The sequence below is a fragment of the Butyricicoccus porcorum genome, assembly GCF_002157465.1.
GTDB classification, from domain to species: domain Bacteria; phylum Bacillota; class Clostridia; order Oscillospirales; family Butyricicoccaceae; genus Butyricicoccus_A; species Butyricicoccus_A porcorum.
The window spans coordinates 1-24,105 of sequence record NZ_NHOC01000006.1 but is presented as its reverse complement, the minus strand read 5'-3'; the positions used below and the strand labels follow the sequence as shown (position 1 = coordinate 24,105).

21 protein-coding genes are annotated in these 24,105 nt (G+C 44.2%); all 21 read right to left on the bottom strand.

Going from position 1 to position 24,105, the window contains the following annotated elements; all coding sequences use genetic code 11:
• Positions 1-122 precede the first annotated feature (122 nt).
• The gene (locus CBW42_RS14985) at positions 123-710 is read right to left on the bottom strand and encodes an IS3 family transposase (RefSeq protein ID WP_456236393.1); all 588 of its coding nucleotides are present in this window, start codon (positions 708-710) and stop codon (positions 123-125) included.
• A gap of 276 nt (positions 711-986) precedes the next feature.
• Positions 987-1,274 (bottom strand): transposase, encoded by a 288-nt coding sequence (locus CBW42_RS14980; RefSeq protein ID WP_242969830.1) that lies wholly within the window; start codon positions 1,272-1,274, stop codon positions 987-989.
• Between the two features lie 324 nt (positions 1,275-1,598).
• On the bottom strand, positions 1,599-3,056 hold the full coding sequence (locus CBW42_RS08295) for a flippase (RefSeq protein ID WP_242969829.1): 1,458 nt from the start codon (positions 3,054-3,056) through the stop codon (positions 1,599-1,601).
• 127 nt (positions 3,057-3,183) lie between these two features.
• Entirely contained in the window at positions 3,184-4,308 is a 1,125-nt protein-coding gene (locus CBW42_RS08290) for a glycosyltransferase (protein WP_087019862.1), read from the bottom strand.
• Positions 4,287-5,321, bottom strand: coding sequence for a glycosyltransferase family 2 protein (locus tag CBW42_RS08285; protein ID WP_087019859.1), 1,035 nt, complete (start codon positions 5,319-5,321; stop codon positions 4,287-4,289). The genes CBW42_RS08290 and CBW42_RS08285 overlap by 22 nt, the downstream gene beginning before the upstream one ends.
• 13 nt (positions 5,322-5,334) lie before the next feature.
• Positions 5,335-6,531, bottom strand: a complete 1,197-nt coding sequence (locus tag CBW42_RS08280) for a Coenzyme F420 hydrogenase/dehydrogenase, beta subunit C-terminal domain (protein ID WP_087019856.1) — start codon at positions 6,529-6,531, stop codon at positions 5,335-5,337.
• 15 nt (positions 6,532-6,546) lie between these two features.
• The gene (locus CBW42_RS08275) at positions 6,547-7,740 is read right to left on the bottom strand and encodes a polysaccharide pyruvyl transferase family protein (protein WP_087019853.1); all 1,194 of its coding nucleotides are present in this window, start codon (positions 7,738-7,740) and stop codon (positions 6,547-6,549) included.
• Between the two features lie 195 nt (positions 7,741-7,935).
• Entirely contained in the window at positions 7,936-9,051 is a 1,116-nt protein-coding gene (locus tag CBW42_RS08270; RefSeq protein ID WP_242969828.1) for an ATP-grasp fold amidoligase family protein, read from the bottom strand.
• Positions 9,032-10,174, bottom strand: a complete 1,143-nt coding sequence (locus tag CBW42_RS08265; protein WP_087019850.1) for an EpsG family protein — start codon at positions 10,172-10,174, stop codon at positions 9,032-9,034. The genes CBW42_RS08270 and CBW42_RS08265 overlap by 20 nt, the downstream gene beginning before the upstream one ends.
• 57 nt (positions 10,175-10,231) lie before the next feature.
• Positions 10,232-11,149 (bottom strand): glycosyltransferase, encoded by a 918-nt coding sequence (locus CBW42_RS08260; protein ID WP_087019847.1) that lies wholly within the window; start codon positions 11,147-11,149, stop codon positions 10,232-10,234.
• Between the two features lie 245 nt (positions 11,150-11,394).
• Positions 11,395-12,633, bottom strand: coding sequence for a nucleotide sugar dehydrogenase (locus tag CBW42_RS08255; RefSeq protein WP_087019994.1), 1,239 nt, complete (start codon positions 12,631-12,633; stop codon positions 11,395-11,397).
• Positions 12,634-12,740: 107 nt separating this feature from the next.
• On the bottom strand, positions 12,741-13,826 hold the full coding sequence (locus tag CBW42_RS08250) for a glycosyltransferase (protein ID WP_087019844.1): 1,086 nt from the start codon (positions 13,824-13,826) through the stop codon (positions 12,741-12,743).
• 294 nt (positions 13,827-14,120) lie between these two features.
• Positions 14,121-14,807, bottom strand: coding sequence for a sugar transferase (locus CBW42_RS08245; protein ID WP_407922958.1), 687 nt, complete (start codon positions 14,805-14,807; stop codon positions 14,121-14,123).
• A gap of 140 nt (positions 14,808-14,947) precedes the next feature.
• Positions 14,948-15,835 carry a hypothetical protein gene (locus CBW42_RS08240; protein ID WP_087019841.1) on the bottom strand — a complete coding sequence of 296 codons (888 nt, stop codon included), beginning with the start codon at positions 15,833-15,835 and terminating at the stop codon, positions 14,948-14,950.
• Between the two features lies 1 nt (position 15,836).
• Positions 15,837-16,541: a CpsB/CapC family capsule biosynthesis tyrosine phosphatase gene (locus tag CBW42_RS08235; protein ID WP_087019839.1), complete on the bottom strand. Its 705-nt coding sequence runs from the start codon at positions 16,539-16,541 to the stop codon at positions 15,837-15,839.
• A complete protein-coding gene (locus CBW42_RS08230) occupies positions 16,528-17,310 on the bottom strand; it encodes a CpsD/CapB family tyrosine-protein kinase (protein WP_087019834.1) in 783 nt (260 codons plus the stop codon). The genes CBW42_RS08235 and CBW42_RS08230 overlap by 14 nt, the downstream gene beginning before the upstream one ends.
• Positions 17,311-18,063 (bottom strand): YveK family protein, encoded by a 753-nt coding sequence (locus CBW42_RS08225; RefSeq protein ID WP_087019831.1) that lies wholly within the window; start codon positions 18,061-18,063, stop codon positions 17,311-17,313. It abuts the gene before it with no gap.
• Positions 18,064-18,716: 653 nt separating this feature from the next.
• Positions 18,717-20,699: a M14 family zinc carboxypeptidase gene (locus CBW42_RS08220; RefSeq protein ID WP_165761108.1), complete on the bottom strand. Its 1,983-nt coding sequence runs from the start codon at positions 20,697-20,699 to the stop codon at positions 18,717-18,719.
• Positions 20,700-21,265: 566 nt separating this feature from the next.
• Entirely contained in the window at positions 21,266-21,772 is a 507-nt protein-coding gene (locus tag CBW42_RS08210; RefSeq protein ID WP_087017768.1) for a hypothetical protein, read from the bottom strand.
• 278 nt (positions 21,773-22,050) lie between these two features.
• The gene (locus tag CBW42_RS08205) at positions 22,051-23,214 is read right to left on the bottom strand and encodes an immunoglobulin domain-containing protein (protein WP_087019823.1); all 1,164 of its coding nucleotides are present in this window, start codon (positions 23,212-23,214) and stop codon (positions 22,051-22,053) included.
• 372 nt (positions 23,215-23,586) lie between these two features.
• Positions 23,587-24,105, bottom strand: a 519-nt coding sequence (locus CBW42_RS14655) for a hypothetical protein (protein WP_165761107.1), incomplete at its 5' end; no start/stop codon positions are given.

Sequence of the window (24,105 nt, the reverse complement as noted above, 5' to 3'; positions counted from 1 at the left end):
CGGATTATAGTGGCTCAGTTGTCAAGACAAAAATCTAAGATTTTTATAATGAACTGATATAGTGGACAAGTTACAAGGAACATGTGGAGAACAGTGGAGCACTCCCCCAGATTCAATATATGCTAAGCTACATATGGCATCAACATTGCCGGATAGTAGCATTCAGCCGGTGTTTGGTAATCAAGTGCAGAATGGCGCCGCTCAAAGTTGTHGATGTGGATATACTGTCCGATAGCAGCTCTTGCTTCCCTGATGTTGTTGTACKGTGTCAGATAGGCTTCCTCATACTTGAAGCTGCGGAACCAGCGTTCAATCATGATGTTGTCTGCCCAGCGACTTTTTCCATCCATACTCTGACGGATGCCGTTTTCCTTTACAAAGTCAATGTATTGCTGACTTGTAAACTGACAACCCTGATCTGAATTCAGGATTTGAGGTTTTGCCACTTTGAAAGCTTTTTTCAGGGCACTGATAACCATTCTGGTATCAAGTGTGTCATCCACTTCCCAGCCGACAATACAACGGCTATACCAGTCGATCACGGCTGTCAGATACAGAAATCCGCGCTTGATCGGGATATATGTAATGTCAATAGACCATGCTTGATTTGGCTTGTCTATGACCGCATTACGAAGAAGATATGGACATACTTTCGCCTGCTGCATTCGCTTGGAAAGATTCATCTTTGGATAGATCGGGTAAATATCCATCTCATTCATGTAGCGTCTTGCCTTGCGGCGCCCAACCTGGTCCACGGGCTTTTAACTGTGCAGACATTTGTCTTGCGCCCCAAGTGGGATTATCTGTATGGAGATGATCAATGATCTCTTTGCAGGCCAGTTCCTCATCTGAAATAGGGGCGCACTTGTAATAAATGCTTGTACGGTTGATGTCAAGCAACCTGGCACCAACGGAAGCCGGAATTTCCTTAGTCGTCAAAAGGTTTTGGACTAAACTTACTCTCGTAGTCAGGTCCACAAATTTCTTCAGATTTTTTTGAGCCAGTCAACCTGCATGGTTAACTGACCAACCTTTTTGGCATACTCCGCTTTCTCTTTTCGCTCTTCGGCAAGCTTTTCTTTGAGGTTTTCCTCGCGCTTGTCGTCGAACACAACCGAAGCATTGTTCAGGAACTCCTTTTTCCAGTTACGGAGCAGATTTGGTTGGATGCTATTTTCAGCTGCCAGGGTATTGAGATCTTTCTCACCCTTAAGCAGCTCAATTACAAGGTTTGATTTGAATTTGGCACTAAAACTTCTTCTTTGTCTGGACATGATAATGGCTCCTTTCTTACATACTGGTTTAAGTATATCAGATTCATTAAAATCTGTCCGAAAAAGTGTCTTAATTTATGATACCATTATAATTCGGACGATACACAGTGTATCTATTGGCTAACGTGATTGAACTATCAAACCGAGGAGTTGGATACCAAACCCATACGGGAGGCCATTGAGCACTGATAGAAAAATAGAAAAAAGTCGCTGCGGAGTTACAGCTCGACAGCGACTAAGGGTTCCAGTATACCTCACAAGCATATTTGAATGCACTCAGATACACCATATTTTATTTCAGGCATCCTGTTTTTAAACACAGGCTTATAATTTTACTTTCACTTTTTTCAGCAAACGATCCAACATCCCCACGATCATCTGATCCTTCGCAACAATAAAATAAACCAGACAACACCCAGCGTAGATGCATACACCCAGGATAATCTGAAGCAGCAGAGTAACAACTCCGGAACTCATCACGCTGCCCACCCCATAAACCGCAGCAAACATCGCGATGCCAAACAGGAGGAAAATACCAGAGTTTCTCAAATATATTTGCAAGGGCAGCTCTTTTCTGACTGCCAGACATTGAATCAGGCACACCACGATCTCCGCAACAATCGTGCCAATGGTTGCGCCGACTGACCCCCATACAGGAATCAGCAGCGTATTGATGATGAGATTGGCGCAGGCGCCTCCCACTACAGACGATAAAAATTCCCGGTCTTTCTCAGATGGAATCAGATATTGTGTCCGAATGACATTTGCAAACGACATAAATGGTATCGTAAGCGACAGCCCCATAATCAAAATTCCCGAAAGCGCAAATTCTTCGCCCCAAAAGACCGGTGCAAATACAGTTCCAACACCAGCCAGTCCAAAGGTTAAGGCATAGGCAAGGCACATGATATATTTCATGGACAACGCCATATATTTTTGGCTTTCTTTCCGGTTTTTGGTTGCCAGCAGATTTGACATCTTTGGGAGCATTACGACGCCAAAGGATGTGATAATACCCATCGGAATATTGATTACTTTTTCCGCGTTCTCATAATATCCTAGCTGAACCTTATTGCTCAGCACGCCGATCATAATTTTATCCATATACTTGTACAGACTGACAGCAATCGAAGGAATAAACAAGATGCACAGCGGTTTGATATGGATTACCATTTTGCTCCATGTGGGTTTGACAAATGTCACATATTTTTTCAATGGAATCCACAGCACCATCTGGCTGATCAGCGTGCCGACGGACATAATCATACAGTATTTCCACAAATCATCTGCGTCCCTGACAAACACAAACACACAAATAACATTTGCTATTTTGATCAGCGTGTTTCTTGTGACAGTCAGCTTAAACTTTTCAATTCCAAAATAAAACCAGCTGATATCAAACAATCCGCTCAATACATATGCACCCATGATAATGGCATAAAGACGTTCTCCCTTCAGGATAACAATATACCCGACATAGGTAAGAATGCAGATTGTTGAAGCAATAATATGTAATGCAGCAACGTTAGAAAAGGTTTCATTCAGCCTCTCCCGATCATCTCTGGACTGTGCAATGGTTCTGTTTCCATAGTTTTTCAGACCCAGCATTGAGAACAGAACAAAATAATACGCGATGGAATTGGCATATGAATAGATCCCCAGTCCTTCCGCTCCAATCACACGCGCGATATATGGAGAGGTAATAAAAGGTAAGATGAATACGAGTACCTCATAAATCATCTGATAAAAAAAATTCTTCTTTACACTGCTTTTTTCCATCATTCATACCCTTTCAGAAGGTGAGATAAAAACGCCGGATTCCATTTGTGTCATCTCCATTGCTGTGCTTCTATTCTACACTGCAATGAATGTTTCCACAAGCCGCGTAATCGTTCATTTTTTGCTTTCATCAAAACAGATGATTATAATAATTCTTCAAATCATCTTTTGTTGCCTCATGCGAATAACCGGATGCGATAAAATCATTTGCCCTGCTTTGCCTAACCTCTGCCTCTGCATGATCTGTAATTTTCTTCATTTCCAAAGCCCATACCTTTTCAGGAAGGTTTAAATCCAAGCGGTGCATCAATTCTGTCACTTCTGTTTCCACAGGCACATGGTTGGAACCCAAGCATGGCAAACCTGTACACTGAGCCTCTAAAAAAACAATTCCCATTCCTTCAAAAACAGAGGGAAGGAAAAATAAATCCATTGCGGCATACCAATCTTCAACCTCAGCTTTTCTACCGGCAAAATAGTACCTGTCGTCTAAGCTCAACCGATGTAATTCCTGTTCGACACGCTGTTTTAATTCGCCATCACCTACCCACAACAGAAAAGCTCTGGATTCAATTTTTACATATTCAGCAAAACAATGTACTAAAAATCCCGGATTTTTCTGAGCGGCAAAGCGCCCAACAACACCAACAACCACTTTATTCGTAATGTTCAATCCGGATCGAATGCAATTTCTTGCATCACTGCGATACTGAAATCGATCTGTATCAATTACATTTCTCATTACCCGGAAGTCTTTGCTCCCGAAGCGGGATTCTCCGGCACTTTTTGAGCATGCAATCAAGTCAGTCGCTTCTTTTTGAATGAGATAATCATATAGCCATGTAGACATCTTTGTTTTTGTATTCAGTATATTTTTCGGATTATGTGCATGAAAAATTCTGACTGCAATCCCCTTTTTTCGGGCGAGCCTGAGAGTGGAATATCCAATATGTCCCGGCATATTTACATGAACCAAATCATAATTTCCCTGAGAAATAACATTTTCAATCCGGTTTTGTACCGCAGGGGTGTATTTATTTGCCTGAGGCAGTTCAAAAACATTGCCATTATTCTCTCTCACTTCATTCAGCCACTGACATGCATTGCTCTTCAAATGCATAAAATCAACATGCCAGCCATCATCAATCAATGATTGATAATAGTTCATAATTGCAACGGCAGTCCCATCTCCGTTTTTTAAATATGGCAATACGATCAAAGCTTTTTTTGACTTTAGCGATGCTCTTTTTGACATTTTCGTATCATCCCCATGAGATTCAGCATCCAATACATATGATGCTTAATCATAAACAAAACAATCTTTCTCTGCCTCGATAATCCCTCAAGATTTTCTGTCTTTAATGCTTCAGCGATAATAGGCTTATTCAGATAAGCCGCGTACTTCCTTTTCTTTTCAGAATATGGTTCCGTATTGGCCGGATTAAAATAGCCACTGATTGCAGTTGTAATAATCACATATAAAAGTCTATTGTCCAGCCATGGAAGCAGCATTTGTTTATTTGAACTGCTCTCTGCAAAGGTTTTAATCTTCTCAAAACACCGGACCACAAGTTCATGGTTCTCTTCATTATGCGAAGCCGAAATCGAATTTGCATTATAAATATAATGGTAAAACGGTTTGTTGATAAACACTGCACTCTCCAATTTTTCAAAAAGGCGGAGATTAAATTCAAGTCCCTCCGCTCCCTGCTTCAGGACTTCGTCATGCAATATATGATTGTCAGCAAGCAATGATCTTCTGATTAGTTTTGAATACGCCACAGCAATATTTCCATTATAAACCAACAGCTGTTGCTGCAGCCACTTACATTCCTGATCTTTGTAAACCTTATTCTCTTCTAAATAAAATTTATATTCGGTTTGCGAATGTCCATAATCCTTCATGATGCCGCACATCACCAACTGAACCTTTGTTTGTTCGCCCAACCTGTACATGACTTCGCACATATCCGGCTCAATCCAATCATCGCCATCCACAAACATGATCCACTCGCCAGACGCCGCCTGAAAACCTGCATTGCGTGCAGCGGATAAACCGCCGTTCTTTTTGTGGATAACTTTTACTCTGCCATCCGAAGTGACATAACTGTCGCAAATTTCACCACACTGATCTGGCGAGCCATCATCAACCAGCAAAATTTCTATATTTTCAACAGTCTGAGCTATCGCACTCTCTATGCATTTCCTCAGATATTGCTCTGGCACCTTATATATTGGAACAACAATACTTACCAATGGCTTGCTCATTGCTCTATTCCTTTCATCTTTTTAAAATTCTCTTTGCAGTGCGCTTAACGACACTGTAAATTCCAGTGTGATAGCAAAATATTCTGACTGTTCTTTCCAGTTTCACCTTCAAGGTTTCAGGATAATATTTATTGAACAGCGCCTTACCTGACATTCGACTCGCGTCAGCAAAAAAGGCTGTTCTCTCGGCATTTTCCTCGACTGATTCAAACATTTCCCTGAATCCCTTTGTTAATTTGTCAGGTGAAACGACTGTATATCTCAGATTTTCACGTATCTCATTGAAAACCGTATTCCCTTTTTCTGTATGTACCAGAACTCTTGTCGTACCTTTATCATCATCCAGTGCCTTATCAAAGTCATATACCGGATAACAATCCCAAATTGTAAAATCACTTACTCTATATCTCTTCTTAAATTTGCAGTCATAACAGGATGGCCTGTCGCATATATTGGAAAAAAATGCCCGCAGCATTGGGTCTGTATCGATGCCAAATGCATATACTGACTTACCAGTCCTGTCTTTTACAGTCATGGTAGAATACTTATAGCCATAATATTTGTCACGGAACATAATATTTGAGATGTCACTTCCGAATTTCTCTTTCTGCATTTCAACATACTTACCCCAAACCAATGGAGATGGGACTGCACGACAGACCACATCAACTGTAATTAACTTCTCATACTCTTTTCGTAAGAATGCTTTCAACCCTTCTATCTGACAGGGCGTTCCGCTGTAACAAACCCATCTTCCTTCTTCCAGGCTCTGCTGCACCTGACGAAAGGTTGTTCCCGTATCGCTTTGAACATATTTACTGTTGCGAAACTTCGACATTTCCGATCTGCTTTCAGCCTTTGTATGCAGGACTTTGAAATTACGATCATATGATGCACCGAAAACGATGCCATTTCTAGACAGCACATATTCTGCAATCGCAGAAAAGCTGCCTCCCGAAGTGCTCTCTCTGCGGATCTTCTCATCTTTTATTTGCACGACATATGCGTTCTGTTCAAAAGGAATATCAGCTGAAACCTGAATAACCGGACAAACCCTTTCGCAGAGCCCGCAGTCCATACATCGCTGTTTCTCAATTTCAGGATACAGGAAGCCTTCTTTGTCAGCCCTCATAGTAATGCAGCCATTTGGACATGCATTCATACAGGCTTCGCAGCCACAGCATTGCCTTTTATCAGAAATCTGTATCATAAAAGTCCCTCCTGTTTAATCGAAATCGGTACTCTCCTTATCCTCCAAAGCCGCCACTAAATAATGATATGATTTTTCTCTCATTTTCTGCAAATTCTGATGAACCTTTTCATAGTCGATCTTTCTGTCCAGGCACTCCTGAATATCCTCCTCGCCATTCAGAATGCGCCCCTGGATACCCGCTAATTGAAACAATGTATCCAGCCTGCCGTTCGTAGAGGACTTAGTTTTTCTGGAATATCGTCTGAATGCAAAAAATGTCCTTTTATAGAGCATGGAAAAAACAGAGCAATGAAAGGAATCTGTACATACATAGGATGCATTGCGAATGAGATTTAGGAAGTCCGCAGGATCTATATCATACGGATTCTTATCAGCATACTCTTCATCGCTCTTCACAAACTCATCCAAATGTGTGAGAGCAACAATCTTACAGCCAGTTTWWWCTCTCAACCTCTTGGCGAATTCTCTGTGTGGCGGATTATTCCCCAGAAAATAACAAAAAATATATGGTTCTCTCACAATTGCCTGTTCTTTCTGTATGCACATCCATTCATCGCCGGTAAAGAGCAATGTTGGGTCACAGACAACGGGCACATCTCTTCCGGAAAGTTTTTTTACCATCTTCTGTCCGGATTCTTCGCGTACACCAATGTGTTTGATTTTCTTCAAAAACACACGCGCTTTTTCAGAAGAATCTTTTGGCAGTACGGACTGCCCAAAGCTTGTCGCATAAGCGATGGAGTTTACCGTATCCGGGACAAAATTCAATGTATAATAATCTGCTGCAATATTACCCGGAAGCCACAGCTGGTCACTGCCAACAAGGACTGTAGAATAGTTATCTTTACACTTCTCCCCCAATTCAGCCTTAGAGGAATAGACCGGAGACAATCTGAAATATTTTTTAGAAAACGCATCAAATTTCTGATTCCTCTTTTGGGACAAGACAGCGTACTCATTTTTGGAAAACTTTCGGATCAGCACACTTTTTGCCATGCCCATTTTAGAAAGCAGGATGTCTGAAGTCAGACTGGCTTTCGCAAAGTAAAGCAGCTTTGCCTTTTTCATTTCATGATTAAAACCAGAAACATCTATTGTCTCGTTCTCATATCCCAACTGATCCAGAGCCATCTGTGTAGCATATGCCTGTAACATACTCCCGTAATTATGTTGGAAATAGCATGAAACGATCGCTGTTTTTTTCATTTTCAGTTCCCCTATCTCTTTACCTTACTTTATCAACCATCTGCTATGCGCCCGCAGATATCATTCAGGAGCAGTGATCCGACATACCTGCCATTGCCGGAGCGGTTTGCTGCGCTTCCATTGGGATAAGCGAAATGTACAATGCGGCAACAACAGCCGCATAAACAAACACAAAAGAGGGAGGCAGGCGCCAGATTACGAATCGCTTTTGTCCATAGGTAAGTTCCACATGCTGCCAAGCATCAGATCCGCTTCACGTGAGGAAAACGTACGAAATCCACTTGCACTGGTAAAGGTCATTTCGCCAAAATAAATCCTGCCATGCAGGTTATATAAATCAACACGTACCTGTGAAAAACCTGCGGAGAGCTTCTCCGCTATGGCAATCATTTTCTCAAAATTGGCAGGCTTTTCTATCGTACCGGAATAATTTTCATACTCTCCGGTGTTCCAATCCTGCAAATTCCAGTCCAAATCATATACATTTCGTTTGTGCTGATGAAATCTGTCAAAATCCACATAGCAATACTTTACCACTCCATCAAAACACTGAAATTTATAATCCCTCAGGTCTCCTTCCTCTGACACAAGATATTGCTCTGCCAAGATGCGCGGTGTTATTTTGCTGTAATGCATTTCGCACAGGTATGCACCAAAATCCATTTTCAGGGCGGTTTCTATCTTCCGCCGCATATCAATTTTGTCTGTTACAGACATTCGACTCTTGCTTTGAACAACAACCACATCACCACTTCCGTGGTTTGTTTTCATTGCAAACTGTTCCGGTAATGCTGAAAAATCAATATCAGAATACCTATCCCATGTTCCAATCAACGGAATCAGATACTCTTCTCCAATTCTGTCAGCGACCCACGTTCGTACTTCAATTTTATCTGCACAGACTACCTTCCGTGGATCATCGTCATATAGCTTGGCCCACTGCATTTTTTCCGTGAACGTCTGTAAATCATCCCAATTCAGGATTTTTCCCGTCCACTCCTGATACAATGCCGCATCATATGCTTCCAATTCCTTCTTTGTCATAGCGTGAATTCGTTTTGTATTCGCCATATTTTGAGACAATTGCCTTCGGCTCTTCACACAGAGATATACTTCGTACAAAAAAGGAAATTTCTTTTTTATTCCATCATATGCCAAAACAACTCTCACCCTTATCTTAAATCTGATCCGTTCTTTACCCCGAGAATCATTCGTTGCACGAATCCCTTGACATTCCGGCTCATTGTAAAATATTTCTGCCGTACTCCACGCATTCGCACGGTATCCCGGCTCATTGCCAAAAGAATTCATACGGAACTGTCGCATGATACCCCAGAAAAACATAAGTTCTCAGCCATGTAGCAAATACAAACAGAACAATCAAAGCAGTCCATGTACCTCTGCGGCTTTTCCGATAGCACAGTGACGTATTCGCCAATCCAACCATTTGCATTGGGATAAAATAATAACTCATTCGTGAAATATATTCTGCGAACAACGGGCTAAAGCAAGTGATTGCCAGAACCATTCCGGAAACCATCAGATAAAACAATCCCTGCATGTTTTTTCGATTTAAAATACGGTAATATAGGATAAAAATTCCAATGTATGCCAATTGAATAACCAACTCCGCAATAGAAATTGATCTGCCTTGCGAGATAGTAGAGTATCTTCCTCCCTGTAAATAGTTGAGATAATTCTCCCGAAATAATCCCATATGGACTAACATCCGAACAAGCTGCGGTCCAACTGCCACTATGAGCATGACCCCGGCAATGACGAATAGCCCCCGGAAAATTTGCTTTTTCTCACTGCTTCCGTTCTGAACCTGAAGAATCAGGTATAACGGCAAGATCACAAGGCCAATCACAGCGGAAGAATGCATCAGAAAAGCAATCACCATCAAAACAGCATATTTTTTATATTCCTTGGTGGTCAGATATGTAAATGCCAAAAATACAAAGCTGGCAGCAACTGCCTGCCGCATGATATTCAACGAGGCGTTGTATACGGTAAGATAATACAGGAGCATTCCCAACCACACCGGCGTACCATATTGCTTTTCCATGCGGGACATTCCAAGATACATCACCCAAACTGTAATCAGTTCATAGGCAAACAGACTCCAGTGATAGTCTTTGGCAAGCAGAGAAACTGCATATACAATGACATTAAAGCCCCAATCCGTACTGCCCTGTAATGTCTGTCGGCCCAAAAAATCAATGATATTACTGCTCTTGAGCGCCTGCTGAAAGGATGGTATACCATATACCATAACATCGACGCCGATCGTCGACGCCCGGCATCCGGCCAAAACAGCAGGGATCAGGATGCCTGTTATCACACAAAGCTGCCTCAACTGCCTGTACCTCAATTTCCTGGAAATAAATAGAAACAGCACTGAAGCTGCAAATGTTGCTACATATATCGCCATGAATCGTTCTCCCACCCTAATCTATATCACCGTGCAGGAATCATGCCCTCTTGCCGGTTATTGTTTTTTCTTAATCCACAGTCTTCCAAACGCCTTGAGCAGAATCAGATTGCTGAGGATCGCAGTCGGTCTTGCAGAAAGGACATCCCGGTAACAGGCAACAGCACTCTTGATGTCACTGTTTTTAATGTGCAATCTCATTTCATACGCTTTTCTGACCGCCAACGCGTCTTTATGTTCTTTCAAATAGTCCGCGTGCAGCTCATTCAAATGTCGCACTGCTCGGATGCGTCGATTGGTGTCGTTGGTGATTCGGGCATCCTTGCCATTGCCATCATACGCATAGTAGTTAAATACCACTTCCGGGCAATATGCTACTTCGCCATACCGGGCAACACGAATCCAGGTTTCCCAGTCCTGGCATGCCTCCATTTCCGGATTAAAACCTCCTGCCTTGCGCAGAATATCTGTCCGCAGCATTGCCATGGATGTTGATCCAATGAAATCCGCTTTCATAATTTCATCATAAACCTGTCCGGTGCGTGGCTTCTGAAGATCGGAGTAGTTTTTGTTCTCATATTTTCCATTTTGGTACATGGCTGCATCTGCATAAACCAATACAACATTTTGATCGGAAAAATAGCCAATCATTTTTTCCATGCGAAACGGAAGAAATTCATCGTCATCATCCAAAAAGGAAATAAACTCACCTTTGCTGTGCGCAAGTCCGGTATTCCGCGCAACACAGGCTCCGGAATTTTTTTCATGCTGAATGTATGTCACCCGCTCATCTGAAATACTCTCGCAAAATGCTTTCACTTCATTGCGATGTTCATAACTCTCCGGGCTGTCATCTACAATCGTCAGTTCGAGGTTTTGGTACGTCTGATTCAAAACGCTGTCAATCGCCCGCCGAATCTCACTTACTTCCCTCTTATGTGTCGTAACTACCACGCTAATCAATGGATTATTCATTGGTCATCTCCTCATTCTATTGTACAACGATTCTTCCCATACAGCTTTGTGAATGAATATTCTGCATATATTTCCACTATTCCGTCAGGGCGGATCTGATAAAGTCAGAAATTTTGACTATTTCGGCAAGGCAGAATTTTCTTCGTTAAAATCCCCTGGAATCCACAAAGGTTTCCAAGAAATCTTGCATCGAACTCCCCGCGCCATAGCGCAATATTCTTCGTTTTCTGGTTTTCAGATGGCATTTAATCTCTTCCAAAGACATCTCGCGTGTACACCTTGTCCCGTACAGCGTCCAGACAACTGTCATAACGGTTCGCAATGATGGCATCCGACTGTGCTGCGAACAGTTCAAAATCGTTGACAACAACGCTTCCAAAAAAGGTTTCTCCATCCTTCAACGACGGCTCAAAAATGATAACGACAGCCCCCTTCGCTTTGATCCGCTTCATGACTCCCTGTATGGAGCTCTGACGAAAATTATCGGAATTTGACTTCATCGTGAGGCGATACACACCAATTGTCACTTTCTTCTCGTGCGCTCTGTCAAATTCATTGTCATCATCATAGCCATAATAGCCTGCTGTTTTCAGGACACGATCTGCAATAAAATCTTTTCTCGTCCGATTGCTTTCCACAATGGCCTGAATCAAATTCTCCGGAACATCCTTATAGTTTGCCAACAGCTGCTTGGTATCCTTGGGCAGACAATATCCACCATATCCAAAGCTCGGATTATTATAATGGCTTCCGATGCGGGGATCCAAACAGACTCCCTGAATAATCTGCTGTGTATCCAATCCTTTCATTTCAGCATATGTATCCAGCTCATTAAAATACGATACACGGAGCGCCAGATACGTATTCGCAAACAGCTTGACTGCCTCCGCTTCCGCAAAGCCCATGAACAGCACATCAATATTTTCTTTTATCGCACCCTCCTGAAGCAGACCGGCAAAGGTACGGGCAGCCTGCATCAGCCGTTCGTCTTCCAGATCGGTGCCGACAATAATCCGGCTCGGATACAGATTATCATACAGAGCTTTGCTTTCCCGCAAAAATTCCGGGCTGAAAATGATATTTTCGCTTCCGGTTTTCTCACGGATTGCTTTTGTATAGCCAACCGGTATAGTGGATTTAATCACCATAATTGCCTGCGGATTGCTTTCTATAACCGATCGGATGACCGTTTCCACTGCCGAAGTGTCAAAAAAATTCTTTTGAGAATCATAATTTGTGGGCGCTGCAATCACGACAAAATCTGCATCTGTGTATGCCGCTTTTGCATCCAACGTCGCAGTCAAATCCAGTTCTTTTGTCGCCAGATATTCTTCAATTTCTTTGTCCTGAATCGGCGATTTCCGCTGATTGATTGCGTCAACCTTCTCCTGCACTACATCAACCGCTGTAACTTCGTTCTGTTGCGCCAGCAAAACTGCCAGAGACAATCCAACATAGCCGGCACCAGCAACAGCAATCTTCAAATGACTCATATTATTCTCCTTATATGACAGAGAAATGGATAGGAAAACCGCTTCTCTGATGGCTTTGTACTGCATCGTTCCGCGCCCGAAGCGCTGAAATGTATCTTTCAGCAAGAACGCAATGCTTCCCTGTAAATGTCGCTGTAATGTCTGGCCATGGCATTTGTATTATATGTTTCAATAATATCCGCGTAGGCTTTCTCGATCAAGCCCTTTGTATCGCCGTTTTGTGCCTCCCGGATTGCCTTTACAAAATCTTCCGCTGTTCGGCAGACAAATCCGTTTTCCCCTGTATGAATGACATCCCGGTTTCCAATGACCTCACTGACGATGCAAAGCTTCCGCATATACATAGCTTCCAGCAGAGACATCGGCAGCCCTTCCCAAAGAGAGGTAAGTACAAATACATCACCCTGCATGGAATGCTGAAGCGCCGGTTCTCTTTCTACCCAGCCGGTTATTTCAATGTTAGGCGAGGAAAGCTCCGCACGCATTTCTCCATCGCCAATCCAGACGAAGTGCACATCCGGCAGTTCCAGCGCAATTTTGTTAAATAATGCAGGGTTTTTCTGATAGCATATTCTTCCAAGCGTAAACACAGTAAACGGATGTTCTTTCTCTGTTGTAACGAAATCCAGCACATTTTTCAGCTTGTCAACATTGATTCCGTTATTTACATAGGTTGCATGCCGGGTCAGTCTGCATGATTCCCTGTGCTCCCCTTCGCTACAGCTGATGGTGGTGCAGTTCCGTTGACCGCTTACTTTTTCCACCAATTTGTACAACAGCCTCTTTGCTGCATTTTGATTCTGCATCAAAAAGCTGTATCCATGCGGTGTGTAAAAAATCGGGGTATTCTTTCCATTGAATGCCCAACGCCCCAGTGCCCCAGCCTTGCTGCTGTGTAAATGAATGATATCCGGCTGAACTCTGTCCGCGATTTTTCTGATTTCAAAAAAGGCTCTGATATCCTTCAGGGGATTGATCGAACGAACAAAATTTTTTACCTCAATCATCTGTATTCTTGGATCGAACTGTTCCTTATAATTCGCCGGTGTCTGGCTGCGCACCGCATATGCAATATACATATCATATGTCTTCACAAGCTCGTTTGCAAGGTCAACAACATATGTAAACACGCCGCCGCCCATGGCCTCAACCACAAACAAAATTGTCTTTCTTTTTTCAGCCATGTCTGTCTCCTCCGGTTCCTGATTTCACTATTTTGTCCTACAGGAATATCAACACCTCTGGGCAAAGGTATATCATCCCCCTGTCAGCTGCCATGTATCAGCTACTTTTTCCGCAAAAAATCAAAAGAAAAAAGCCTGTAGCTTGCTGTCAATTGACATCGGCTTGCAGGCTAATATGCGCGGGATACTCTCTATTAGCATATTGGCATTCTGTCAGAAATATAAAATATCCTGCCTATGGCATTCGGGTTTGTACGATGTATCGAGGCTCCTGCCTGCGCTCCTGAGCAGAAATTATTCTCCTTCGCCCCTTATCACTGCTCCAACTGTCATGAAAATAATTTTCCAATCGATCCAGAAACTTCGTTCCTGTATGTACTTGATATCAAGAGCAACCCAGTCCTCAAAGGAAATTTCATTTCTTCGCGGCTGAATCTGCCAGTAACAGGTCAGCCCCGGCTGAACATACATGCGTTGAAGCTGATAATCATCATACAGTTCAACCTCTCTGGGCAGCGCCGGTCGTGGGCCGACAATGCTCATATCTCCCTTGAAAACATTCCAAAGCTGCGGCAGTTCATCCAAGCTTGTTTTCCGAATAATGCGCCCAATCTTCGTAATGCGTGGATCGTCCTTAATCTTAAATGCAGGGCCATCCATCTCATTACTCCCGAGCAATTCAACCAACTTGTCTTCCGCATCCACACACATACTGCGAAATTTATAAAACTTAAACAGTTTCCCGTCTCTTCCACACCGAATCTGCGTAAAAATCGGGCTGCCATGCGGATCATCAATGCAAATTGCCAAAGCGATAAGCAGCATAATTGGAGAAAGAATAATCAAACCAATCCCCGAAAGCAGAATATCCTGCACTCGTCTGAGTATCCAATATCTTCTCTTTCTGTGCAGTTGCTCTTTTCGGTCGATATAGATTCGTTTTTCACCGCTTAAACTGACGTTGCTGTTCATTTGTTCCATATCAACCGCCATCATCTCTGCCAATTCCATCTAACCTCTTCCTCACTCTTCCAAAGCCCAAGATGTTCCCTCACACGCATGATTTATAAAATGCACTGTTTGAGATCACCTACTCCAGCCTTTCATATGAAACGCCGCTTTCAATGGTACAGATCATCAAGCAACTGATCTATTTCTGTAAGTCGTTCCTCTACAGTTTGTGATGTAACAACCTGGTCTTCGTCGAGCAGCTCTTCCAGCCCTTTGAATGTTATTGTACTGCTGTTCAATAAGCGCTGCAACGCGGTTTCCGTATAACGTACACGCGTACGGATCGAATTATCCCAATTTACCCAAATCTCCAAGCCACAGTTGCCCGGATTGGCTAAAACGTTATTTACGGCAGCCGAATCATTATATCCATATAGCTGGACAAGATTCAGTCCCCCTATGGTCTTCTCCGTTGTCTCTTCGTGACAAAGTACAGTTTCAAATCCAAGAGACTTCAAAATCTGCGCATCGCTTTCACTGCATCCTCCCGAAGGAAAATAATATACTGTCGGTTTTGCAGAAACTCTGGCACTCAATGCATTTAAATAATTTTTGATATTGGTCTGCCATTGAGAAGCATCCGCTGTTCGTTCAATAGAAACGGCACAGTCCCAGCCATCCTCAATCAGTTCAGAAAAAGCCTGTGCGGAAATATAATCGTTATCACCTGGAATCTTGCCATCCTCCAAGATCAGAATACCGGAATCGACCTTTTCTTTTACAACAGGATAAATTTCCGTGTAAAAACTCTCGTCCAAAGAATGAAAGCAAAGAACGGCTCCCGATATTTCCTGAGTCTCCTGCGTGGTTTCCTGCTGTGCGGTTTCCTCCAGCTTCTTTTCCAACTGTGATTTTTCATTTAATAGCTGCTGAATTTCCGCATTATCCTGTTTCAACTGTTCCGAAGTCAGTTTATTATTATGCCCCTGCCAGTAGTCCAGCGCAAACAGGCTGCCTGCAAGGACGATGCAGCCAATAAATCCAAGCACCTTCCGCATTTTAAATATCCTCTCTTAACAGTGATACGCCCAACTGATCCATCTGATTCAGGAACTGCCGTCCTATTTTCTTCTCCAGCATGGCTCGGCCTTCCATCAGATTCTGCGGCCTACCCGTAAGATTGTGACAGTCCGAGCCAAGCAGGTGAGCCTGCCCGCTCTGAAACAGCTTGATGGCGCGCCGCCGATCCTTCCAAGACAGCAGGCATTCTGCATTCACCTGGATTAGTACCGGGAAAGCGAACAAATCTTGTATCAATTCCTTATCTTTTTGAAACCGATAAAACCGTTCCAGATGTGCAATAATCGGTCTGATCCCGCGATTCAGCAATCGTTCGACTTCACGCAGATCCCCTTTGGACCATGCTCGAAATGGCATCTCCAACAGCATCAGGTCAGAGCTTCCGATGCATAACTCCTCAATATTATCTGCCCGCCCGATTCCGGCAAAAAAACATACCTCTGCACCACTGACAATTTTGGGAGCTGAAAAATCGATATTGTCTTCCAGCTGCTTCAACGCATACGTTCGTTTTTTCAGGAAATGTTCTATCGTATCGCTGTCCGCATAAAAGTGCGGCGTTGCAATCATTACATCAATCTGCTGTTCCTTTGAACGTTTCAGCATCTCCATAGACATATTGATGTCTTTGCTTCCATCATCAATATTTGGCAGAATATGGGAATGAAAATCAATGACTTTCATTTTTCTGATCACCTATTTGCATCTGTGCCTTGGCATAGTTATCTGCATATCCGTATCCATACCCATAACCCTTGCCTTTACTATAGCTTTTTGTCTTTTCATTTGCTGCGCCGGTCATAACTATGCCGAGAACTTTGGCATTCGCAACTTTCAGCTTTTCCAGCGCATTATTGACATTTTCACGTGTTGCAATTCCCTGACGCACAACCAAAATCACACCGGATGCCATTTTAGAAAGAATCGTCGCATCTGCAACGGCACAAATCGGCGGAGTATCGAGAATAATATATTCGTATCTGCTCTCCAATTCCTTCATGAGCTGCTCCATACGCGGCGAGCCAAGCAATTCCGACGGATTGGGCGGGATATCTCCTGCAGCGAGCACATCAAGACCACTGGGCAACTGCTGTATTGCTTCATCCAGCGTACACATTCCAACCAGAAGGTTCGTCAGACCAGGCGATTGTTGTGCATTCAGCTTCTTCGCATCTGTAGGCAGACGCAGGTCGCAGTCAACCAGCAATATCCGCGATTGATTCTGCGCAAATGCAATGCTCACATTAACAGCCGTGGTGCTCTTCGCCTCACCCTGCAACGCACTTGTTACTAAAATTTTCTTACATTTCTGATCGGGAATCGAAAAAATAATGTTCGTTCGAATCATTTTATATGCTTCTTGAATCGCAAAGGGAACGGTATCCGTCAGCAAATACTCTACCTGATTTGTAAAACCAGCATTTCCCGCACGCTTTTTTGATCCTATCATCATTTATCTCCCTACATTTTGATTTCCATAGCTATATCCATATGATTTATGCTTTTTTGCTTCTGCAAAATCAGGCACAACTCCCAGAGTTGGCAGATTCCATTCTTCCAGATCACTTTCCGATTTAATCGTCGTATCCATAATTTCTCTCAAAAGAATGACAAGCATGCTGATGCCGAGACCAAGCATGATTCCGATCAATGTGAATTTACGATAGTTCGGTTTCGCAATATCTGTTGGGATACTTGCATAGTCAATAACCTTTACAGAACTGCCGTCTACGATGGTAGGAATCTGGGTAGGTGCAATATCCGCAATCGCATTGGCAATACGAGCGGCAGCCTTCGGGTCTTCATCCATGACAGTTACTCTAAATGCTTCTGTATCATTCACAGACTCAATTTCCAGTTGCTTTGCAAGCTCTTCCACCTCAAGATCAATATCTGCGTCTACGATTACCTGTCCCAGAAAAGATTCAGAGGTAATGATAGCAGAATATGTATTTACGAGCTGCGAAGAGGCATACAAATCGCTCTGAGTAATCGTTGTGGTATTTTCCTTTGTGGAAGCATTGTTTACGTACAGCATTGTACTCGCCATATATTTCGGCGTTATCAGCAGATAAACAGCTCCATACGCAAGCAGACCAAAAAGCAGGCCACAAAGAAGAATGATATGCAGCTTACTTAATAATATATGAAATAATTTTAAGAAATTAATATCAATTTCGTCCGTGTCATGTTGCATTATTTCCATTACTTTCTCCTTACCCCTTCCAAAAAGCTTATTCCAGATATCACAAAGTTTCCGGAATGTTTCTAATATTCTATAGAGTCCTCACAACATTTTCAGAACTAACGGTTTCTAAAAGTCTCTCCGTAGTTGTCTGACAGAAATCGGAAGATTTCTTCTGTCAATTGGCACATCTCCACATCTGATGCAAGAGAAAACCTCAAATCGCTGTATCCAATTGTGGATTAAACCAACTTTTTATATTACTGAGTCAATATGTATACCGTTAAAATTCTATAAAATATTATTTCCTGTGTCAATACACGAAATATACAAAAAGCAATAAAGAAATAAATAATATTACACAAAAAAGTTTTTTTAACGCAATTCTCTAGATTTCCTTCCATAAAGTTACATTGCTTGGGCAGAATTTCCGCATTCGCTGCAAAATGAAGTCCCATTGTTTCCCTTTACAGCTACAATCAAACTCCACATCACTGCACTGGCTTGTGCGTTTTCTCCCTCTATTGTGCATAAAAATGCTCCTCTCCAGAGAAACTCTGCTTTTATGCATTGTTTCCCTGAAAAGGAGTATGACATGACTGCTGTAAATATAAGTTTATTTTGCCAGAGCCAGTTCCCTGTTTTCAAGCTGTCTCGTTCTACTCATGCCAGCATCATCGATTATCCAACACGTACTGCCCCGCATGCAGGATCACATTGCGCAGCGTGTATTCCGCGACGGATAACGTGTCCATACCGTAGTAATTTGTAGTGGTATCCGTATAAACGCCGTCGGTATAGTTGATTGACACGGCTGCTTCTACTGTGGCGGCGAATGTCATACCGCTTTCATACCACCATTTGGACGCCGTACAAAGCGTCTTATCCTTCGACACGCTGGATGGCGCCGCGCCGGATTTATCTACCAGAAGGGAAAATCCGGTTCCGAAATACTGCGGATAGTTCTTTTTGAATGCGCACGAACAGTCCACCAACGACTGATACATCAACCCCAGCCATCGGTAATCACATACCGTTGTATAGAACTGCCATTTTTCCTTGTTGTAGTTGTGGTGGTCAATGCACATATCCGGCTGAATCAAATCCGTTATGTTCATGACGAGCTGTGTTTCAAATTCGCTTCCGGCAGATGGGCCACTGTAATTGTTCGCTGCTGTGTCCTTCGTATCTTCGCTCCGCACCTTCCAGTCCTCAACAGGGAAATTTCTGTTGATATTTACCCCGTTGGCATTGCCGCGCAGTCCGTGGTACATGCCATAGCCATTCAGACACGGGATGATATAGATATCAAAGGCCGCCCGCAGCTTGAAGAAATTTTCGTCTGTCAAAACGCTGTCGCACAGCTGCTTTGCAAACAGATAGGCATTGTATGGTGCGGCATATTCATTTCCATGCACGCCGCAGATCATCAGCAGCTTCGCCTTTCTGCATGTGCCATCATTTCCGGCGCATTCGTTGGATTCTGAAAATTTGTACAAATATGTTTGATACGCCGGCGTATCTTCATATATGCTGCTGCCCGATACGCCGTTGGCATAATCGGGGTATGTCATACTGCACAGCCCCGCTGCATCTGATTTTGTCACATAGTCGGGATACGCTGTAACCAGCCCGTCAAACAGACTGTACACCTGCTCCAGCGTTTTCTCCGACAGGGTGTCGGCAGATAAATCCACGCCAGACAAATCGCCGGATACATCGCGCATAGTATAGTCGATTTCAAACCGCACAAGCGGTCGGTTGATCTTATTTTCGATTTTGACATACGCCGTGTAGGACAGATCCGTCGCAGCGCCATAATCCAAGCCGTCGCGCAGCATCGCACGGTATAAATATTGGCTGTGGTCGAAATCGGTCACCTCTGCTGACGCCTCGTAATCGATATAATCCACAAAATTTCCGTCTTTGTCATAGCGGAACAGATACAGCCATCCCAGCCGGGACGTTGTGATCTTCTGCACATCTTCCGGCAGAAAGCCTGTTCGGATACGCAGGGCAAAACTGTTTGCAGTCGGCAAACCGTCTGTACCATCCGCAGTCTTGATGTGACCCTGTTCCCACACCGGGGACAGGATATGGTCAATACTACAGATTCGTGACTGCTGGTCGCTGTCTGTTTTTTCCAGCGCCGCAATCGCCGCACCGGTTGCCGCTGCGTCTGCCGACTTTCCGGCGGCAGTCAGTTCCGTGTCCGTCAGAGTAAGCAGCTGAATATGTTCCGCATAATCTGTGTCAATCGCCGTCGTCGTTTTTACGTGTCTGGCAGTCAACCGGATTTTTGATGCCTGCGCATCTTCTGCCAGCACATCTGCAACCAAAAAATCCTGTGTAAATCCAAGATCGGACACCTTCACAAATGTACCGTCTGCGGCATACAACTGTGCCCTGACATTTGCCTGATCGTCCGCTTTGACGCGAATGACATTATCGGGTATGTAGCTGATCGTGCGGATTCGGGTGTTGTTTGTATTGTTCGTTCCATCCGAATTGATCTGTCCGCTTTCCCACAGAGAGAGTGAATTGATATTGTTTTCAAGTTCTTCTGTAAATAAACGGATGTCCTGTGTGTTCTTCTCGATCTGCTCTGCCTGTGCGGCAGTCGCACCTGTGGTAATCTTTCCATTTTCCGCCAACACGGAAAGCGAGTCCGTAATTTGTTCGTCCGTTGGGGCACCGATTTGAAGCGCCTTTGCCGCCATCCACGCGCAATGATATCAACCATCATGTATTCACTCCAAACTCTAACCAGTTTTGTCCATCCTCATCAAAAAATATAGCGAACCGGTATCCATTTCGATAAACGAACTTCCGTTTGCAATCATTCTCTTCCCGAAATTCGGAAAAGGCTTTGGATCTGATGAAAGACCACAAAGGTCGAATCGAACTATATTATCATGCAGATAATCATAGAAAATGGTAGAAATCATATGACCATTCCTTTCAAACAAAATATACTGTAATAATAATCGTACTGAACGAGTTGTCCACTGTAATAAATTTCAAAACTGTTAACAAAGAGCGCTGGCATAAATCAAAGTCAACACTGACCGGACATCCCGTTATCAGGCGTTCTTTTGCTATCAACACAAAAAAGCCGGTCGGAGCAGTTATGCAATCATACTGCTTCGATCGGCTTTTTATTTTCTGTTCTCGCTGATAAGGGATACTCGCTTCTTATGTTATCCTATTACAGGGATCTCGCTTATGCCTTTGTAATATTGACAACACAGTTCTGATTATCCTTGGTCAACGTAACGGTGTTGTTCTGATACGTCCATGTTGTGATGTCATCTGTGTTTTCGCCATCCTGACCCAGTTCTTCAGCAATGGCATTGATGAGTGAGTCAGCATTTGTCCCTACGAAAGTCAATTTGATCGCGCTTACAGTATCACCTTCACTGGTCAGAACAACCGTTACGCTCTCACCGAACAGGGTCGTGGAATACGAATCGCTTTTTTCATTGGCACCGAGCATCGCCAATACATCTGTTTCCTTTGCCCCAGCCTGGCGTGCCAGTTGTTCAAAGGTAAAGGTGTCATTTTCGACATTTAACGACGGCGTTCCCGCAGCGGGCTCACTGGCAATCACAGCAGAGCCATTATCGGCAGTGGCGGCATCGTTTACGGAGTCTGATAAATCTTTCGAGCCGCAGCCAGCGGCCAGCACCATGCATGCAGCCAAGATCATCACCTGAATTTTACGTTTCATAATGCAATCCTCCTAGATTTATAGCAATATAGCATAAATCCAACCTCTTCTCCACAGAAAAACAGCTATGTCTTTCTGTGATTCATACAATTTAAATCGTCTTTATTATACCATTCTATCGACAGCATTGCAATATATTTTGATAAATTAAAGAACATCCTGCACACTATACGAATATAGCATGCAGGATGTTTATTTGCGGACAATATGCCCGCCCCGCTGTTTACTTTTCTATAAATTCAACTGTTTCACAGGTCGCCTTCCGGTCAGAGCCCGACTTATTCAACAAAAATCGATGCCTCATTGGAAGCAACTGTGTTGCCGTCCGCATCCGTGATAACGCAACGATACTTCTGACCATCACGTGCCGCCGTAATCGGAACAGTCAGCGTTGCGGTCTGGTTGCCGCTCTGGGAAGAATTCTGCCAATAGCTGGTGCCAACATTCTGATACTGCCACTGGTAAGTCAGGTCACTGTTTCCAGTTGCCTCGACGGTGAAGGTCGCCATGTCACCAACCGCACCGGTGAAGTCTACCGGCTGGCTTGTGATCGTAATCTTCGTTACAACAGTCAGCGTCGCCGCATCAGAAGTTGCCGAATTCCCTGCTGCATCGGTGATAATGCAGCGATACTTCTGGCCATCACGTGCCGCCGTAATCGGAACGGTCAATGTTGCGGTCTGGTTGCCGCTCTGAGAAGAATTCTGCCAGTAGCTCTTGCCAGGGTTCTGGTACTGCCACTGATAGGTCAAACCCTCGCCTGCTGCCTCAACAGTAAATGCTGCCTGCTCGCCGACTGCACCGGAAACATCCTCCGGCTGACCAGTGATCTCAAGTTGCGTATCTACCGTCTTGACAAACAGCGTTGCCTCACCGGAGGTCGCAGTTGTGCCAGCTGCATCCGAGATGACGCAGCGATACTTCTGACCGTCGCGCGCCGCCGTAATCGGAACCGTCAGTGTTGCGGTCTGGTTGCCGCTCTGAGAAGAATTCTGCCATACTGTTTTGCCGGCGTTCTGATACTGCCACTGATAGGTCAGCTCTTCACCCGTAGCTTCAACCGTGAAGGTTGCCTTTTCACCAAGCGCGCCGGTGTAATCGACCGGATTAGAGGTGATCGTAATTGTAGTGGTCGGTTCAACTACCTCAATTGCTGCCGAATCGGAGGTGACAGTATTGCCGTCCACATCCGAGATGACGCAACGATACTTCTGACCATCGCGTGCCGCAGTAATCGAAACCGTCAGCGTCTTGGTCGTACTGCCGTTCTGAGAGGATTTCTGCCAGTAGGTGCTGCCAGCGTTCTGATACTGCCACTGGTAGGTCAGCTCGCTGTTGCCTTCCGCCTCAACAGTGAAGACAGCCTTTGTGCCAACCGCGCCGCTGACATTCGTCGGCTGAGAGGTGATCGTGATCTTCGGCGTTGCTGCCGTTGCATGCATTGTTGCCGCGCTGGAAGTAATGCTGTTTCCGCCTGCATCGGTGACAATGCAGCGATACTTCTGACCATCACGTGCTTCCGTAATCGGGACAGTCAGTGTATCGGTCGTGCAGCCACTCTGGGAAGAATTCTGCCATGTCGTTTTGCCACCGTTCTGATACTGCCACTGGTAGGTCAGGCCATTGCCTTCCGCAACAACCGTGAAGGTCGCCTTTGTACCGATCTCGCCGGTATAATCCCCGGCTGAGAGGTAATCATAACTTCCTTCTCATGTTCGTCTGTATAGGTTGTGTCGTTGAATTCTACGGTTGCAACATACTTCTGCTCACCGGTGGATTCGTCCGTTTCAACCGTCAGTGTTGCATCCCGCTTCTCAACATGTGTGTCGCCATTTTCGCAGGTAAAGGTTGCAGTTGCGTGTAGCTTCCGTCATCTGCCTTAACCCACTCCCATACCGGATCGCCATAGCTATGGCCTGTAGCCGGATGGTCAGTGTCTTGGTGCTTACATAGTTTACATCGTCATGTGTAACTTTTGCCTTATAGGAAATAGAACCGTCTTCCTCACAGGTCGCAGCAGTATAGCCGCTCTTTGTGATAGTCTGAGCATCCTCAGTTGCAGTTTCCTCTGCTGTTGCGCCGCAGCGGTCACAGGTCAGCTTCGCGGTTGCGGTAGAGCAATCATCTGCCCAGGTCCACTCCACAGAATACGTATGCGTCCCCGGCGTAACCGATTCTTCATGCGTATAATTCTGGCCGTCAACATTTGCGGTATAGGTGTAGGTCAGTCCGTCAACACAATTGCCTGCCTGAGCCACATCTGCTACCGTGCGGGTGCTGATGGTCGTATTGTCCCATACGCAGTCGAACATATGATCCTTCAGTTCAACCGG

Excerpts from the sequence above, each read along its gene's own strand:
- CBW42_RS14980 (WP_242969830.1), bottom strand. The coding sequence starts at position 1,274 with ATGTCCAGACAAAGAAGAAGTTTTAGTGCCAAATTCAAATCAAACCTT.
- CBW42_RS08295 (WP_242969829.1), bottom strand. The coding sequence starts at position 3,056 with ATGATGGAAAAAAGCAGTGTAAAGAAGAATTTTTTTTATCAGATGATT.
- CBW42_RS08290 (WP_087019862.1), bottom strand. The coding sequence starts at position 4,308 with ATGTCAAAAAGAGCATCGCTAAAGTCAAAAAAAGCTTTGATCGTATTG.
- CBW42_RS08285 (WP_087019859.1), bottom strand. The coding sequence starts at position 5,321 with ATGAGCAAGCCATTGGTAAGTATTGTTGTTCCAATATATAAGGTGCCA.
- CBW42_RS08280 (WP_087019856.1), bottom strand. The coding sequence starts at position 6,531 with ATGATACAGATTTCTGATAAAAGGCAATGCTGTGGCTGCGAAGCCTGT.
- CBW42_RS08270 (WP_242969828.1), bottom strand. The coding sequence starts at position 9,051 with ATGAATTCTTTTGGCAATGAGCCGGGATACCGTGCGAATGCGTGGAGT.
- CBW42_RS08265 (WP_087019850.1), bottom strand. The coding sequence starts at position 10,174 with ATGGCGATATATGTAGCAACATTTGCAGCTTCAGTGCTGTTTCTATTT.
- CBW42_RS08260 (WP_087019847.1), bottom strand. The coding sequence starts at position 11,149 with ATGAATAATCCATTGATTAGCGTGGTAGTTACGACACATAAGAGGGAA.
- CBW42_RS08250 (WP_087019844.1), bottom strand. The coding sequence starts at position 13,826 with ATGGCTGAAAAAAGAAAGACAATTTTGTTTGTGGTTGAGGCCATGGGC.
- CBW42_RS08245 (WP_407922958.1), bottom strand. The coding sequence starts at position 14,807 with ATGGAACAAATGAACAGCAACGTCAGTTTAAGCGGTGAAAAACGAATC.
- CBW42_RS08240 (WP_087019841.1), bottom strand. The coding sequence starts at position 15,835 with ATGCGGAAGGTGCTTGGATTTATTGGCTGCATCGTCCTTGCAGGCAGC.
- CBW42_RS08235 (WP_087019839.1), bottom strand. The coding sequence starts at position 16,541 with ATGAAAGTCATTGATTTTCATTCCCATATTCTGCCAAATATTGATGAT.
- CBW42_RS08230 (WP_087019834.1), bottom strand. The coding sequence starts at position 17,310 with ATGATGATAGGATCAAAAAAGCGTGCGGGAAATGCTGGTTTTACAAAT.
- CBW42_RS08225 (WP_087019831.1), bottom strand. The coding sequence starts at position 18,063 with ATGGAAATAATGCAACATGACACGGACGAAATTGATATTAATTTCTTA.
- CBW42_RS08210 (WP_087017768.1), bottom strand. The coding sequence starts at position 21,772 with ATGAAACGTAAAATTCAGGTGATGATCTTGGCTGCATGCATGGTGCTG.
- CBW42_RS08205 (WP_087019823.1), bottom strand. The coding sequence starts at position 23,214 with ATGCATGCAACGGCAGCAACGCCGAAGATCACGATCACCTCTCAGCCG.